This window comes from candidate division WOR-3 bacterium (assembly GCA_039804025.1).
Taxonomy (GTDB): domain Bacteria; phylum Hydrothermota; class Hydrothermia; order Hydrothermales; family JAJRUZ01; genus JBCNVI01.
Genome location: JBDRZP010000006.1, coordinates 76,250 through 92,187, shown reverse-complemented (window position 1 = coordinate 92,187; position 15,938 = coordinate 76,250). Strand labels below are relative to the sequence as shown.

Sequence of the window (15,938 nt, the reverse complement as noted above, 5' to 3'; positions counted from 1 at the left end):
TCCCTGATTCAGCCTGGAAATTGATGATGAAAGAAGTTAATGAAATAAAGGAAAAAGGTGTTAAAGAAAAGGAAATTAAGGAATCACTCAATCTTTTTAGAACTTATAGGTTTTTACAGAATGCCTCCACTGATGGAGTACTTGTTTCTCTTTTCAGGTCTTTTGTAATTGCAGAAAATCCAGAATTTTTAGATTCAATGATTAATAAAATAAATGAAGTTAAACCAGAAGATATTAAAAGTTGTGCTAATTTATACTTTAAAAATTTTGTAACTTTAAAAATTGGACCTTAAATAATATTAGCGCCCGGCGGGAATTGAACCCACAACCTTCTCCTCCGGAGGGAGACGCTCTATCCGGAGTTGAGCTACGGGCGCAGAAATATTTTATTCTTTTATATTTTCTTTCAACCATTCAAGAGTCACACTCTTTGGTCTTTCAATAGGAAGACCAAGAGCTCTATCCCATATTAATTGAACTGAAATACCTATTGCCCTTGAAACACCAAATAAAACAGTATAAAAGGGGAATTCTGTAATTCCATAATGATAAAGAACACAACCAGAGTGAGCATCAACATTAGGCCAAGGATCCTTTATTTTCTGTAACTGCTGTAAAATGGGAGGAACAACCTCATAAAGCATTGAGACTATTTTAAAAATTGGATCATCCGGCATATATTTTAAGGCAAATTCTCTAAAGGCAATATATCTTGGGTCAGTTTTTCTTAAAACTGCGTGTCCATATCCAGGGATTACCTGTCCTGAATTTATTGTATCCCAGCAATATTTTTCAAGAACTTCCTTTGTGATCTCCTCTCCTTTGAATTTTTCCTGAAGATTTAAAATCCATCTTAGCACTTCCTGATTTGCAAGTCCATGCAAAGGTCCTGCAAGTCCATTTATGGCAGCCGATATTGAATAATAAACATCAGATAGAGCAGAGGCGACAAGGTGTCCTGTATGGGCTGAAACATTTCCACCTTCATGGTCGCAGTGTAAAACCATATAAAGCCTCATTAATTCGTATACCTCAGGATTATCATAACCCATCATATGAGCAAAATTAGCAGCCCAGTCAAGCTCAGGGTCAGGCTTAATAAATTTTCCCTTTTTATATAAGTATCTGTAAACAAATGCTGCTAAAACAGGGATTCTTGCAAGTAAATCAAGGGTATCTTCATAAAAGTATTCCCAGTAGCTTGTTTTTGGAATCCCTTCCCAGTATGCCTTTGTAAATTTTGATTCCTTCTGCATGGCAAGAATACCCATTGAGAAGAGAACCATGGGATGAGAGTCTTTTGGCATCTTCTTTATAACATCAAATACATAAGAGGGCACCTCCATCCTTTTCCTAAATTCTTCCTGAATTTCCTTAATATTTTCTTCTTTTGGGAGGTCACCTGTTAAAAGTAAATAGAAAATTCCTTCAGGAAGTGGTTCATTACCTCCCTTTGCCTTTGGAAGTTTTTCTCTAACTTCAGGTATGGTATATCCTCTGAATCTTATTCCTTCATTGGGATCAAGAAGAGAACCTTCCCATACCATGCATTTTACATCCCTCATTCCACCATAAGCCTGATCAACTGTTACCTCGGAGATTACCTTTTTACCGAATTTTTCCCTGAACTCCTTTACTTCTTTTTGTCTTTTTTCTATTTTTTCCTTTAATGTTTGTTTTAACATTTTTTCCCTCCTTTTTAAATAAATTATTATAAATTATAAAGCAAAATTTCTTATAATTTCTAAATGAAATTGAAATTTTTAAAAATGGAAGCAACTGGTAATGATTTTATAGTTCCAATTAATATAAAACCAGAAAAGATAGAAAAGTTTATCCCCTTTTTATGTGAAAGGAGAAGGGGAATTGGTGCTGATGGGATTTTGTTTTCCTTAAGGGATAAAAATTATGACTTCAGAATGATTTATTATAATTCTGATGGAGGAAGAGCTGAATTTTGTGCAAACGGTGCAAGATGCCTTATTTATTTAAATTATTTAAAAACTAAAAAGAAAAAATTTAATTTTATTGCTGATGATGGTGAACATGAAGGTGAATACCTTGGTAAAAATAATGTCAAACTTAAAATGATAAATCCTATATTTTTAAAAAATTTAAAAATCTCAGAAAAGGAATACACACTTATAAATTCAGGTGTTCCCCATTTGATAAGAGAGGAAAAAGAAATAGAAAAAATTGATGTTGTGAAAGAAGGAAGATTTTTAAGGTATCACGAATTTTTTAAACCTAAAGGAACAAATGTAAACTTTATTGAAATAACTGGTAATAAAATTAAAATAAGAACATATGAAAGGGGAGTTGAAGATGAGGTTTTATCCTGTGGAACAGGTGCTGTTGCTTCTGCCTTTTATACAAAATTAAAAAATGGATTTAGTCAATTTGAAATATTAACAAAAGGTGGAGATATTTTGAAAGTTGAATTTAATGAATCAGGAACATACCTGATTGGAAAAGTAAAACTATCTTTTAAAGGAGAAATTGATTTAAAATTTTAATTATGTTTGATGAATATAAGAATTATTTTTTAAAAGTTTGTAATGAAGCTCTCTTACCTGAAGGAATTATAAATTTGATATTAGAACCTGAATTTATAGCAATACAAAACATTCCCTTTGAATATGAAGGAAAAATAAATTTATTTAAAGGTGTGAAAGTAATACATTCCTCCATAAAACCATCCCATATCGGACCCTTAAGAATAAAAAGTAGGATTTCTCTTGATGAATTAAAAATGCTTTCTTCCTTTTTTACATGGCAAAATTTTCTTTTAAATATGCCCTTTTCTGGTTTAAGTGCAGGTTTGGAAGTTGAAGAAAAATTTATAAAAAATTATAAAATGAAAAAATTTTTAACTGAAAAGTTTATATCCTTTTTAAAGGATGAAAAAGAAATTTTTTATCCTGAAATGGGTTATGAGGAAAATGAAATTTATTGTGAGAACTTTACTGCTAAGGTTTTTGAAATGGGAGGATTTTTTAATAGAAGGGAAATATTAAAAGAAGGAATTAAAATCATTTTGGATAAATTTTCTGAAATAGAGGACTTTGATTATAGGGATAAAAAAGTTTTGATTCAGGGTTCTGGTAAAGTTTCACTTTTATTCTTCGAAGTTATGAAAGAAAAAGATGCTAAAGTAATGGGTTTATCAGATACAAAGGGTGCAATATTTTCAGATTCTTTAAACTTTGATGAGGTTATTGAAATTAAAAAGAATAAAGGAAAAATTTCAGAAATTAAGGGTGAAAGATTAACAAATGCTGAGTTTCTTGAAAGGGAGTGTGATATTTTAATTCTGGCAGGACCTTCAAATGTAATCAATAAAAATAATTTTGATAAAATTAAAGCAAAAGTTATTATTGAAATTGCCCCATCAGGAATTAATTATGAAATTTATGAAATGTTATCAAAGGAAAAGAAAATTATTCCTGATATTATTTCTGTTTTACCCTTTGCACTTATTAATTCTATTGAAGCAATAAAGAAAAATGTAAATTTTATTACAAAAGATAATCTTGAATTATACGGAAGCATTTTAAAAAATATTTTTTCTGATATTTACGCCTATAGTGTAGCAAAAAATAAATCTCTAAAATTTTCAGGTTTTATGATTTCTTTACTCAGATATGCGAAAGTGTTATCAATGAAAGGAGTATGATATTTTTTATATTTTTAAAAATTTACATACTTACACCTTTTCAAATAGCACCCCGTGAATCTTCACCTGATTTTCTTTTACCGAAGGGTGAAGAAAAATATGTAATTTCTTTAAAGGATACCTTCTATACAACCCTTTCAAAAAAAGGAAAAATTTTCTGGAGAGAGGTAAAACCTGATAAAGATGGTTACATTTTTATCACTTCTGATACTCTTGAAATTAAAAGGGAATATGAGCATCATGGCTTTGGTTTTAGCACTTTAAGTTATGTTTATATTGACACTTTTTTTAAAGAAGGATTTTATCTTGTATATCCTGAAAAAATCTCGAGATTTTATATTGATTCAACTCCTTATATTGGAAATCCTTATTCTTATTCTAATGTTCCAGTTCCTCTTTACTTAAAAGAAAAAAGATATAGAATTTTACTTATAACAGGAGAGGAGTATGGAAAGGTAAGGATTTCATTTAAAGAGGCTCCAGAAAATCCGTTTGTATATAAAGAATGGGCTATATTACCTATTATCTTGAAAGATTCCCTTTATGAATTTTATATTGGTTTCTGGATAATAAATCCCAAAGATAAATTTTTTAAAAAATTAATTTTAGAAGGTTACGGTGAAAATCTTGAAGGAGAAAAAAAAGAAATTGATTATCTTATGCCCTTTGAAATTATTTATGAAGATTTAAAATTTAAAATATTAAATAAAAATTTTAAAAAGGAAACTCTTACAATATCTGTTAGATTAAAAGGTGAAAACTTTGACACAATAACAAATTTTTATTTACCGATAAAATCAAGAGATGAGCCCTTAAAAATTACATTTAAGTCAAAAATTGATGATGGAGTTAATTATTTTGCTATAAGATATCCCAAGGTAAAAGGTAATTATAAAAAGGGAGTTATATTTTCTCTTCATGGTGCAGGTGTTGAGGCAATTGATCTTGTAAGAGCATATAAAGAGGAGGATTCTTTATTTATAATTTCTCCAACAAATAGAAGACCTTTTGGTTTTGACTGGCAAGATCTTGGAACCTTAGATTTTCTTGAAGTTTTCAATTTTGTAAAGAAAAATTTTAATGTTGATACTAATAAAATTTATCTTACAGGACACTCAATGGGGGGACATGGCACCTATTTTATAGGCTTTCATTTTGCTGATAAATTTGCCGCAATTGTACCATCGGCTGGTTGGATATCCTTCAGAACCTATGTCCCTTATTTTTTGCAGGGAATAAGTTTATTTGGTGACCCTCTTCAGATAAAAATAAGGGAAAGGGTTTTATATTCGGAGGATATTCAAAAATTTATAAGAAATGCTTTAAATGTTCCTTTTTTAATAGTTCATGGAACAGAAGATAAATCAGTTCCAGTTTTTCACTCAAGATTTATGTTTTATCTTTTAAAGAGAAATAAAATAAGGGTAAAGTTATGGGAAGTAAGTGATATGGGACACTGGTGGGATATTGAAAATACAGAGGGTATTGATTGTGTAGATTCAGATACAATTATAAATTTTATTAAGAGAAATAAGAGAATTCTGCCCGATTCTTTTGAATTTCATTTTTCCGATATTGGTATTAACAATTCCTTTTATTTTATAAAAATTTTAGATCCTGATAAATATTTTTATCCTGGTTTTTTAAAATTAAAAAGAAAGGGTAATACCATTTTGATAAGAACAGAAAATATTAATGCCTTTGAAATGGATTTATCACATTTTAATTTTGAAAAATTTTTTATAAATTTAGATGGGAAAATTTTTGAGTTAAAAGGTAAAAATAAATTTATTTTTTTAAAAGGAAAAACCTGGAAAATAGTGAGTGAATTTAAGTTAAAGATGCCCTCAAAAACTCCTTTAAATCCAGGTCTTATAAAAAATATTTTGCGTAACAAAATTTTGATAGTTTTTAGCACGGAAAAAAATTCCTTTGAAAATTATCATTTAGCAAGAAATCTTTCTTTTTCTCTTCTTACAAGGGGGAATTTAAAGGTAAAAATTTTACCTGATACTTTATTTGATAAAAAGTTATCTCTATTTTACAATTTGATTTTAATAGGGAAAAGGGATGAATTTAGTGGAAGGGTTAAAGAGATTTTAAAAATTTTGCCTTTTGATTTATTCAAAAATAAAAAAATCATTGATGGTCTTTTAATTTTTATTTATCCCCTTTATCCCTTTTCTTATAATATGGGTCTTTTTATAATTTATTCAGATGTAAAAGATTTAAAAGAAGTTTTTAGACTTCCCCTCTTTGTTTCAGGTACTGGATTACCCGATGGAATTTTTATTAAAAATCCTTATGATTTGAAGACAAAGGGTTTTTCAGGTCTTTTCTTCTTTTTATGGAATAAAAATTATAATGATTTTGATGAAATTGCCTTTACTGAATAATAACTATTAAAATTAAATATGATTTATTCTACAACTGTTTTAGGCATTTTAAAAGATGGTAAGGCAGTAATAGGGGCTGATGGGCAGGTTACCTTTGGAGAAACAATTTTAAAACATAAGGCAAAAAAGGTAATGAAAATATATAATGGAGAGGTCCTTGTGGGATTTGCTGGTGCGGTTGCTGATGCCTATACCCTTTTTGAAAATCTTGAAAAAAATTTAAAAGAATTTAAAGGAGACCTTATGAGAGCTTCCGTTGAACTGGCAAGGAAATGGAGGCAAGATAAATTTTTGAGGAGACTTGAAGCACTTATTGCTGTTATTAATAAAGAAAAGGCTCTTATAATCTCTGGAAACGGTGAAGTTGTTGAACCTGAATATGGAATAGTTGCTATTGGTTCTGGTGCTCCTTATGCAAGAGCTGCTGCCCTTGCTCTTTTAAAACATACTGATTTGGAACCAAAGAGAATTGTTGAAGAAGCCCTTAAAATTGCTGCTGAAATATGCATTTACACAAATGAAAATTTTACAATTTTAGAACTATGAAAGATAAAGAGGAAATAAGCTACAAAAAATTTCTCGATTTTTTTAAAGAAAAAACAGAGGGAAGTAAAAAGGAAACACCTATAAAAGAAGAAATAGAAGAAAAAACTACAAAAAAGAAAATAAAAAAGAAAATAAAAAAGAAAAAAATTGAGGAAAAAGAAGAAATAGTTGAAAAAGAAGAATTACAGGAACCGGGATTTAAGCCAGAAAAGAATTTTGAAGTGAAACCCGAGGAAATAAAAGAAGAATTACCCGAGGCAATTGTAGAAGTGGAGGAAGTTAAAGATGAAGAATTTTTAATTTTCAGGTCAGGAAGTGAAAACTACGCAATTTACACTCAGGATGCATCAGAAGTTATAACTGGTTTAGAAATTTTTGAAGCAACTGATTTACCATCTTATGCTATAGGTATGGCTAATTTTAGGGATAGAATAATACCTGTTATTTCCTTTTCTAAACTTTTAAATATTGAAGAGGAAAAAGAGCCTTATTCCTTTATTTTTATTGAAAAGAAAGATAAAAAAGAAAGTTTTTTCCTTAGAGTAGGTGAAGTGAAGGGAATTTATAAAAAAAGGGATGTGAAATTACTTGAAGTCCCTTATGACCTTAATAAGGAAATTTTTAAAAAAATAATTCTTATTGATAAAGAACTTGTTCCCCTTATAGATGTTATAAAGTTAGTGGAAAAGAAGGAATAAAAAATTGAAAGAAATAGCACTTGGTTTTTTGCAGGGAATAACAGAGTTTTTACCTATCTCTTCCTCAGGTCATCTTCTTTTTTTACAGGAATTGTTTAAATTCAATTTAAAGGGTATAGGTATTGAAACCCTTTTTCATCTTGCAACATTTTTTTCGGTAATAGTATATTTTAGGAAAAGGCTTATAAATTATTATTTAAAAAATTGGTTTAAAATCTTATTAGGGATTTTACCTGCTTCTTTATTTGCCCTTCTATTTAGAAATAAAATTAAAGAGTTTTTTGAAGACCCCCAATATTTATTTCTATTTTTTCTTTTAAATGGTTTTTACCTTTTATCTTCAAGAATAAGGGAAGGTGGAGAAGGTATAGATAATAAAAAGGCTTTTTTAATCGGTGTTATGCAGATTTTTGCTCTTTTACCCGGAATTTCAAGGTCTGGAATTACAATTACCACAGCCCTTCTTTTAAATATTAATCCAAAGGAAAGTTTTGAATTTTCCTTTTATATGTATTTACCCCTTGTTTTAGGTGCCTTTATTCTTGAAATAGGAGATTTAAAATATCTTGAGCTTTTACCTTCTTTAGCAGGATTCATTTTTGCTTTCTTATCAGGTCTTATTGCACTTTTTTTACTTGAAGGTTCAATAAAAAAGAAACTTTTTTCCCTTTTTGGAATTTACACTATAATTCTTTCAATTTTTTCTTTTTTTCTTTTAAGATAAAAAATGAATTTTAATGAAGCAAATCTTTTTCTTGAATCTTTAATAAATTATGAGAAAAAAACTCCAAAAAATGATTTTGATTTTTTAAGGTTTATTGAAAATTTAAAGGAATTTGATAATCCTCAGAATTACCTTAAAAATACATGTATTATAGCAGGAACAAAGGGAAAGGGGAGCACAGCCCATCACATTGTAAGTGGTCTTTTAGAAAATAATTTTTTTAATACTGGGTTATACACTTCTCCCCATGTTATGAATGTAAGAGAAAGGATAAGAATAGGAGAAAATGATATATCTGAAGAGGATTTTGTGTATTATGTTTTAAAAATAAAAGAAAAAATTGAAAGTGGAATTAATCTAACATATTTTGAAGCTCTTACAGTTATGGCTTTCTTATTTTTTAAGGATAAAAAAACTCTTTATAATGTTTTAGAAATTGGTCTTGGTGGAAGACTTGATGCAGTTAATGCTACTCCAGCAGATTTTTCAATAATAACACCTATAAGTTATGACCATGAACATGTTCTTGGAAACACCTTAAGTAAAATTGCCTATGAGAAGAGTTTTGTTATTAAGGGAAAATACTCAATAATATCACCCCAACCTAAGGAAGTGCTTTATGTTCTTTTAGAAAGGGCAAAAAGGGTTAAAAGTGAAGTTTTTCTTCTTGGTATAAAAATTCCCTTTAAAATATTAGAACTTTCTGAAAAAGGAACATATTTTAAGATTTATTTTGATACGAGGTGGCATCATATTTTTACTTCTATGATAGGTGATTTTCAGGCAATAAATGCTTCCCTTGCTTTTATCTATTTATATTTAAACAATATTAAGTGTTATGATTTTAAAAAATTTAAACTTTTTGGAAGATTTGAAAAGATTCATGATAATCCTTTTTTTATAGTAGATGGTGCCCATAATCCAATTTCTTTAAGAGCTGTTACAAGGAATGTAAGAAAGATAATAAAAAGTAAACCCAGATTTTTAATTTTCGGGACTAATAGAGACAAAAATATAAAGAAAATGCTTGAAATTTTACAGGGACTTGAGCCTAAGTGCCTTATTTTAACTCAATCACATATACCGAGAAGGGAAAACCCTGATACTTTATATGAAATTGCTAAAACATTAAATTTCAAAAAAATTTTAAAGTTTGAAGATGCTTTTGACGCCTTTAAATTTTCCTTTGAAAACTCTGATTCAAATTCTTTTATACTTTTAACAGGTTCCTTTTATCTTGTTGAGCTTGCAAAAAGATTTATAATTGAGAATAGGTTATAATATAGGATGCTTTCAAAGAAACTCGGTAAGTATGAGATTCTGAAATGGCTCGGTGGTGGAACTTTTGGTGATGTTTACCTTGCAAAAGACACTTTAATTGATAAACTTTTTGCAATTAAAATACCGAGAATAAAAGAAGAGGAATGGGAGATTTTAAAAAGAGAAGCAAAGATTCTTTCAGAACTTCTTCATGAAAATATAGTTAGATTTTATTCCGTTGATATTATTGATAACAATTTAATAATGACAATGGAGTATGTTGAGGGTTCATCTTTAAGAAATCTTATAAAATCAGCGCCATTAAAGGAAGATCTTGTAATTGATATTTTTAAAAAAGTTTTACTTGCCCTTGATTATGCACATAAAAAGAAAGTGCTTCATAGAGATTTAAAACCTGAAAATATACTTTTAACAAGGGAATTTGAGCCAAAGATATCTGATTTTGGACTTGCTATGATTTTTCAGGAGAAAGTTTCCGGGCAAGTTGTGGGAACACCTTTATACCTTGCTCCAGAGGGATGGAGGGGTAATTACAATGAAAGAACAGATATATTTGCTATAGGTTCAATTATGTATGAATGTTTTATGGGTTTTCCTCCCTTTCAGGGTAGAACTCTTGATGAAATAAGGGAAAAGATAAGAAAAGGAAGTTATCCAAAAATAAAGGAAAATGTTAGTGAAAATTTAAAGAAAATTATTGAAAAGGCTTTAAATCCTGAACCTGAAAAAAGGTTTAAAAGTGCAATTGAGATGTTAAGGGCTATTGAAGGTGATTTTAAAGTTTCAGTGAGTCCCTTATTAGAGGTTAAAATAAGTGAAAAGAAAAAAAGTATCTTAGAAGATCTTACTGAGGAGCAAAAAGATGCTGTTACATCAGAAGAAAGGTTTATTCTTGTAAAAGGTGGAGCAGGAACAGGGAAAACTGTAAGTTTGATAAGGAGGGCAGCTTATTTAATTGAGATTAAAAAAATTGAACCTGAGGAAATTATTATAACAACATTTACAGGAAAGGGAATTGAGGAGATAAGGTCAAGACTTTCCCTTTTGCTTTCAAAGAAAGAGTATTTATCCTTAAACATCGGAACAATGCACAATCTTGCTTTACAGGTTCTTTATGTAGGTGGTTCAAGAATTGGTTTTGATATGGAAAAAACTAAGATTTTAACAAGGAGTGAGAGTTTTCAAATAGTTAAGAATATGTTTCCTGATATATCACAGATAGAGCTGGAGGAAATAATGAAGACAATTTCAATTTCAAAAGCAAATCTTTTAAGTTACCAGGACCTTTTAAGATCAGATTATGCGTGGCAGAGAAGATGTGGTATTGTTTATAAAAGATACTCAGAGACCTTAAAGGAGAATAATCTTTTAGATTACGATGACCTTATCTATTATGCTAATTTACTTCTTGAAAATTACGATGATTTAAAAGAGAGATTTACTCAATCAATAAAACATTTACTTGTTGATGAATTTCAGGACCTAACCTTTGGGGAAGTTTCTCTTTTAAAAAAATTAAGAGAAAAAGGGGGCTCACTTTTTGCAACTGGTGATGAGGATCAGGCCATTTACAGTTTCAGGGGCGCATCTAATGAATTTATAATTAATTTTTACAAGTATTTTGAAAATCCCAAAATATATTATCTTACAAAGTCATTCAGGATACCTGAACAGATTTACGAAGCTGGTTTAAAAATTTTATCAAAAATAAAAAATAGAAAAGAAATTTTCTTTGTACCAGCGGAAAAAAAAGGACAGAGAGTATTTATATATCATGCTGAAGATGAAAAGGATGAGGCAAAATTTGTTGCAGGACAAATTAAACTTTTGTTTTCTGAAGGAATAAAGGAAGAAAAAATAGCAGTTCTTTCAAGGTATTCCTTTTATCTTAAAAATTTTCAGGAAATTTTTAAAAAGGAAAACATCCCTTACAATATTCAGGGTAAATCAAGATTTTATGTAAGGGGGATCGTAAGGGCAATTATAAGTTATCTTGAATCATTGGTAACAGGAAAAAAAACACCTTTTAATATGGCAATAAAGTTTTTTTTAGGTGATAAAAAGATTGATGAGGAAGTTTTAAAGCTATGGAAGGAACATATAAGGGAGAAATTAAATAAGAGACCCCTTGAAATTGTGAATGAATTTCTTGAAAAAATAAAGTTTTATGAATTTTTAAAAAATTTACCTCAAGACCAAGAAAAAGAGGAAAGGGAGATAATTGAAGAGCTTTTCTTTTTATTAAAAGAGTATAGGGAAGGTGAAGTAAAAAAATTTTTAGATTCTTTTTCAGTTTTAGAAAATCTTGAAACTGATACAAAGGAAGGTGGAGTTTTTCTTTCAACAATTCATGGTGCAAAGGGACTTGAATTTGATGTAGTTTTTATAACAGGAATGGCAGAAACAATTTTTCCAAAGCCCCAGAGTTTAAGTAACAGAAAAGAACTGGATGAGGAAAGGAGACTTTTTTATGTAGCATTAACAAGAAGTTGTGAAAAAGTTTTTATAACAAGACCAAAAACAAAATTTGGAAGAAAACTTTTACCCTCAAAATTTATTGAGGAGATGATAATTACATGAAAAGTATTTCAGTAATCATTGTAAATTACTATTCAAAAAATTTAATAGAGGAGCTTTTGAAAACTTTACCAGAAGTGATAAAAAAGGAAGGTGAAATAATAATTGTTAACAATTCACCAGAGGAGGTGCTTTCTTTTAATGGTTATGATAATTTAAAAGTTATAAATAATGAAAAAAATTTTGGGTTTGGAAAGGCTGTAAATATAGGGGTAAGAGAAAGTGAAGGGGAATATTTACTTATAGTAAATCCTGATGTAAAGTTTATAAGGGGGTTTAAAAAGGCTTTAGATTTTATAAAGAGCAATAAGAGGGTGTCTATGTTAGTTCCACTTTTTATTAATGAAAAAGGGGAAAAGGTGGTATTAATAAGGGATATGGAATATGGGTTTCGCTTTCTTATGTATTTGATGGGGTATGATAAGTTTATAAATAGTAAGAATAAAAGGAGAATAAAAAGTAAGTGTGTGAAAAGTTATCCCGGTGCCTGTTTTATTGTTCCTTCCAAAATTTTTAGAAAAATAGGGGGTTTTGATGAATCCTTTTTTTTATTTAAGGAGGATGAGGATTTAGAAAGAAGGTTGAGAAGGGAAAATTTTTATATTTATTTTTATCCAGATTGGGTAGTTTATCATAAATTTGGTGCCACTCATAGGGAAAGTGATTTTGCTTTTTATCACAGGGTTAATTCTCTTTACATTTTTTATAAAAAACATCAAAGATATTTCTATCCTGTTATAAGGATTCTTTTACCTTTATTTTATCTTATAAAGTCTTTAAAAAATAGAAAAAACTTTAAATATTTTTTGATTTCATTGTTTTTATTCAGAATTTTTATAAAACAATTACGGTAATCTGCATTGTAGAGCCTGAATTTGTGGTGGCTGACCGGATATTAATATTTGCTCCTGATGAACTTCTTAATACAGGACTTATTGTATATGTGCCAGCTTGAAGAGTTGTAACACGAACAATAGGTGAATTTACATTCCAAGCACCAGAAACTGTGGCGTTTCGCATATAAATACCACTACCTTCGGTTCCGATTCTATCATTATTTATATCAATATCAAATATTATTTGAGTGGCAGCATTTACATCCACAACAACGGGTGGTGAAAATAATATCATTACCTTTGCCGACGTGGGAAGATTCAAGGTGATTGAAAAGTTAGGATGGATTTTAACAAAAGAAGTATTTGAGATACCAATGTCACTTGTTGGAGTAAAGGTTAAGACTTTTACTTGTTCATCGCTAACTGATGCAATTAAATTTGCTTTTATATTTCCATTTACTTCTAATTTTTGAGAAGGATTTGATGTTCCTATTCCTACATTATAATTTGGTAAAGGGAATACAGCTGTCCAAAGGTTATATCCATCTTCAATCCATCCTCTTTGCCCTTCTGTCCAAGATAGTTTTGGAGTGTTTCCTTTTTCTTTTATTTCTTGGAAACCCAAGAATATTAATCCTGGAATAGAGAAAATTATTATTTTTTTTAACATGGCTGCCTCCTTTTATATATTTATTTTATATAAATCTTTGAAAAATCTTCAAAAGTAAGGACTTTTTGAGTGATTCTTTTTATATCCTTTAAATTTACCTTTAAAATATTTTCTAACATAAATTTGTCAAAATCGTAAGAAAGTCCTGAATAAATATAAAAACCTTTGTAAAAACTTCTTGTTTCAGGATTGGATAGTCTTCTTGTCATATTACCAGCAAAAGAATTTATTGCAATTTCAAGTTCTTCTTTATCAATCTTTCTTTTTAAGTCCTCAAAGATATTTTCCATTGTTTTCTCAACAATTTTTATTTTTTCTTTATCAGTACCTATTTCATAATAAAACAGAATTTTTGATGGAAAAATTTTAATTCCTGAGGATAACCTATAAGATGCTCCCATTTTTTCTCTTATTATTTCCTGCATTCTATCTGTTAAAACAAGAGAAAGAGAAATATAATCTAAAATTTCCCTTCTATCTTTAAAACTAAAAACCCTACCTCCAATTATATAACTCTGTTTTAAATTCAATTTAATTGTATCATTAAAAATTTCATCATTCAATTCAATTTCTTCTCCTTCTGTATTTTTACCCAAAATTTTTATCTCCTTATCAAATAAACTGTCTTTTTTTTCTGATTCATAAGTTACTATCATATTTTCTTTATTTAAAATTTTTTTAGAATATTCATAAAGGTCAGAAATTTCTATACTTTCGATTTCAGATATTTCTCCATATAAAGACCTTTTCAATTCATTTTTAAACAATCTATTTTCAAATTCTTCCCATGCTCTGACATAAGGGTCATTCTGTGAAATATTTTTTGCAAATATTGCATCGCTTTTTGCCTTTTTTAAATCAAGGGTATCAAATTCTGGATTAAGTAAAATTGATAAAAATTTTTTAACTTTTTCTTTATTATCAGAGGGGAATGTTATTCTTATATAAGCAAAATCTCTCCTGTGATAATAATCATCAAAGGGTAAAAAGGGATTATCGTATGTTTTAACCTGAAAGCCTTCCTCTTCAATAATTTTTTTTATTTTTTCATTAAGAATAGCTCTGAAAAAAACCTGTGATAATCCGTTTTTTGAATAAGGTTCATATAAAATTCTGTTTTTCAAAAGTATATGAATTGCCTCAGGAAAGGTTTTTCTTTCCTCCTCTTCTTTTTTAAGTGTAACAAAAATTGTTCTTGAATTTTTTATAAAATTTTTATAAAAATCTGAAAAATCTTCAAAATTTGTGTTTTTGATACTTTTGATTATTTTATCTTTTAAATAAAGATCATCATATATGAGATAATCAGTAAGATAAAATACTGAGTAAACCGGATCAAGTGCATCATAAATTTTTTCCTTTAAGATTTTATTTTTAACTCTATCAAAATCCTCCTTTTTTAAATTTTCTAAGAAACTTTTAAGGAATTCATCGAGTTCTTTTTCTATCATAAAAATAGAATCTTTTTCTAAACTTTTTAAGGTTAAATTAATTCCAAAAACTCCAAATTTCCTTCTTGATTCATAACTTGATAATATATTCAAAATTTTTTTATTTTTTTCTTTCAGTTTATTTAAAGCAAAATCTGAGTTTAGTATTTCATTTAAAAGAATAAAGTAAAAAGATGAGGGATGATTAAGGGGCGGAGCTTCAAAATATTTAAAAATATAAGAGTTTTTTATATCCTTAATTTCTAAAAATATTTTTTCACCCCAAAATTTTTCTAAACTCAGGAACTTTTCCTCAATTATAATTTTCTTTGTTAATTCATTTCCAAAGGTTTTTTTTAAAAAATCAATTAATTCCTTTTCATCAATATCTCCCATTGCAAAAATTGTCATATTATTTGGGACATAAAACTTTTTATAAAATTCAATAACCTTTTCCTTTTTTAAATTTTTAATTGTATTTTCATAACCTATAACAGGATGGGAATAATTTGTCCCTTTATAAATTATTGAATCCACTTTTTCTTTAATAAGGTTATATTCTCTTGATCTGTCCTGATACATTTCTTGAAGCACAACACCCTTTTCTTTTTCAAATTCCTTATCAGGAAAATTAGATTGAAAGAGCATTAAATATAAAAGGTATATACCTTCTTTAAAATTTTTATCAGGACCTGAGAAAAAGTAAGCAGTGTAATCTTCTCTTGTAAAGGCATTAACATAAAGTCCAAACTTATCAAAATTTTTTCTTAATTCTTCCCTTGAAAATTTTTCATTACCATCAAATAACATATGTTCAAGGAAATGAGTTAATCCTTCACAGCCTTTTTCCTCATTAAAGCTTCCAGAATTTACAAGAACAAGAAATGTGAATATATCACTTTTTTCTCTTTTATCATAGATAAGTTTAAGTCCATTTGAAAACTCTAAAGTTATGTAAGAGATAAGGAAAAATTTTAGCATTTTTACCTCCTATGTTAAATTTTGAATATAATTTATAACTTTAGAAGATATGATTAAAGAATTAATGAAATTTAGAGATTGGAAACAGGGGGACGGCATTTTCCCTGGGCCAAGAGCCCGTAA

The 15,938-nt window shown here is 28.6% G+C and carries 13 protein-coding genes and 1 tRNA gene; 10 read left to right on the top strand and 4 right to left on the bottom strand.

What is annotated here, in order from left to right:
• Window positions 1–293: hypothetical protein (locus ABIN73_03610; protein ID MEO0268809.1), on the top strand; the 293-nt coding region annotated here is incomplete at its 5' end.
• Window positions 294–301: 8 nt separating this feature from the next.
• Here ABIN73_03610 and ABIN73_03605 read toward each other — a convergent pair.
• Together ABIN73_03605 and ABIN73_03600 are read right to left on the bottom strand one after the other, a co-directional pair.
• Window positions 302–377: transfer RNA gene (locus ABIN73_03605), tRNA-Arg, on the bottom strand.
• 9 nt (window positions 378–386) lie between these two features.
• Window positions 387–1,685: a citrate (Si)-synthase, eukaryotic gene (locus tag ABIN73_03600; GenBank protein MEO0268808.1), complete on the bottom strand. Its 1,299-nt coding sequence runs from the start codon at window positions 1,683–1,685 to the stop codon at window positions 387–389.
• Between the two features lie 63 nt (window positions 1,686–1,748).
• On the opposite strand from ABIN73_03600, the gene dapF reads away from it, so the two are divergent.
• From dapF to ABIN73_03555, 9 genes are read left to right on the top strand one after another with little or no spacing between them, the layout of a single operon-like run.
• Complete coding sequence (gene dapF / locus ABIN73_03595) at window positions 1,749–2,516, top strand: diaminopimelate epimerase (GenBank protein MEO0268807.1); 768 nt, start codon at window positions 1,749–1,751, stop codon at window positions 2,514–2,516.
• Between the two features lie 2 nt (window positions 2,517–2,518).
• Entirely contained in the window at window positions 2,519–3,676 is a 1,158-nt protein-coding gene (locus ABIN73_03590) for a Glu/Leu/Phe/Val dehydrogenase dimerization domain-containing protein (GenBank protein ID MEO0268806.1), read from the top strand.
• Window positions 3,673–6,072, top strand: coding sequence for a prolyl oligopeptidase family serine peptidase (locus ABIN73_03585; protein MEO0268805.1), 2,400 nt, complete (start codon window positions 3,673–3,675; stop codon window positions 6,070–6,072). The genes ABIN73_03590 and ABIN73_03585 overlap by 4 nt, the downstream gene beginning before the upstream one ends.
• A gap of 18 nt (window positions 6,073–6,090) precedes the next feature.
• A complete protein-coding gene (gene hslV, locus ABIN73_03580) occupies window positions 6,091–6,618 on the top strand; it encodes an ATP-dependent protease subunit HslV (protein ID MEO0268804.1) in 528 nt (175 codons plus the stop codon).
• Complete coding sequence (locus ABIN73_03575; GenBank protein ID MEO0268803.1) at window positions 6,615–7,316, top strand: chemotaxis protein CheW; 702 nt, start codon at window positions 6,615–6,617, stop codon at window positions 7,314–7,316. Before hslV ends, ABIN73_03575 begins: the two co-directional genes overlap by 4 nt.
• 4 nt (window positions 7,317–7,320) lie before the next feature.
• Complete coding sequence (locus ABIN73_03570; protein ID MEO0268802.1) at window positions 7,321–8,040, top strand: undecaprenyl-diphosphate phosphatase; 720 nt, start codon at window positions 7,321–7,323, stop codon at window positions 8,038–8,040.
• A gap of 3 nt (window positions 8,041–8,043) precedes the next feature.
• Entirely contained in the window at window positions 8,044–9,321 is a 1,278-nt protein-coding gene (locus ABIN73_03565) for a cyanophycin synthetase (protein ID MEO0268801.1), read from the top strand.
• Between the two features lie 6 nt (window positions 9,322–9,327).
• Window positions 9,328–11,901 carry a UvrD-helicase domain-containing protein gene (locus ABIN73_03560; GenBank protein MEO0268800.1) on the top strand — a complete coding sequence of 858 codons (2,574 nt, stop codon included), beginning with the start codon at window positions 9,328–9,330 and terminating at the stop codon, window positions 11,899–11,901.
• The gene (locus ABIN73_03555; protein MEO0268799.1) at window positions 11,898–12,752 is read left to right on the top strand and encodes a glycosyltransferase family 2 protein; all 855 of its coding nucleotides are present in this window, start codon (window positions 11,898–11,900) and stop codon (window positions 12,750–12,752) included. Before ABIN73_03560 ends, ABIN73_03555 begins: the two co-directional genes overlap by 4 nt.
• Here the strand turns inward: ABIN73_03555 and ABIN73_03550 are convergent.
• The gene (locus tag ABIN73_03550; GenBank protein ID MEO0268798.1) at window positions 12,733–13,359 is read right to left on the bottom strand and encodes a hypothetical protein; all 627 of its coding nucleotides are present in this window, start codon (window positions 13,357–13,359) and stop codon (window positions 12,733–12,735) included. The two genes, ABIN73_03555 and ABIN73_03550, sit on opposite strands and share 20 nt — an antisense overlap.
• 65 nt (window positions 13,360–13,424) lie before the next feature.
• Window positions 13,425–15,815: an insulinase family protein gene (locus ABIN73_03545; protein ID MEO0268797.1), complete on the bottom strand. Its 2,391-nt coding sequence runs from the start codon at window positions 15,813–15,815 to the stop codon at window positions 13,425–13,427.
• Window positions 15,816–15,938 lie beyond the last annotated feature (123 nt).

Excerpts from the sequence above, each read along its gene's own strand:
- ABIN73_03600 (MEO0268808.1), bottom strand. The coding sequence starts at position 1,685 with ATGTTAAAACAAACATTAAAGGAAAAAATAGAAAAAAGACAAAAAGAA.
- dapF (MEO0268807.1), top strand. The coding sequence starts at position 1,749 with ATGAAATTGAAATTTTTAAAAATGGAAGCAACTGGTAATGATTTTATA.
- ABIN73_03590 (MEO0268806.1), top strand. The coding sequence starts at position 2,519 with ATGTTTGATGAATATAAGAATTATTTTTTAAAAGTTTGTAATGAAGCT.
- ABIN73_03585 (MEO0268805.1), top strand. The coding sequence starts at position 3,673 with ATGATATTTTTTATATTTTTAAAAATTTACATACTTACACCTTTTCAA.
- hslV (MEO0268804.1), top strand. The coding sequence starts at position 6,091 with ATGATTTATTCTACAACTGTTTTAGGCATTTTAAAAGATGGTAAGGCA.
- ABIN73_03575 (MEO0268803.1), top strand. The coding sequence starts at position 6,615 with ATGAAAGATAAAGAGGAAATAAGCTACAAAAAATTTCTCGATTTTTTT.
- ABIN73_03565 (MEO0268801.1), top strand. The coding sequence starts at position 8,044 with ATGAATTTTAATGAAGCAAATCTTTTTCTTGAATCTTTAATAAATTAT.
- ABIN73_03560 (MEO0268800.1), top strand. The coding sequence starts at position 9,328 with ATGCTTTCAAAGAAACTCGGTAAGTATGAGATTCTGAAATGGCTCGGT.
- ABIN73_03555 (MEO0268799.1), top strand. The coding sequence starts at position 11,898 with ATGAAAAGTATTTCAGTAATCATTGTAAATTACTATTCAAAAAATTTA.
- ABIN73_03545 (MEO0268797.1), bottom strand. The coding sequence starts at position 15,815 with ATGCTAAAATTTTTCCTTATCTCTTACATAACTTTAGAGTTTTCAAAT.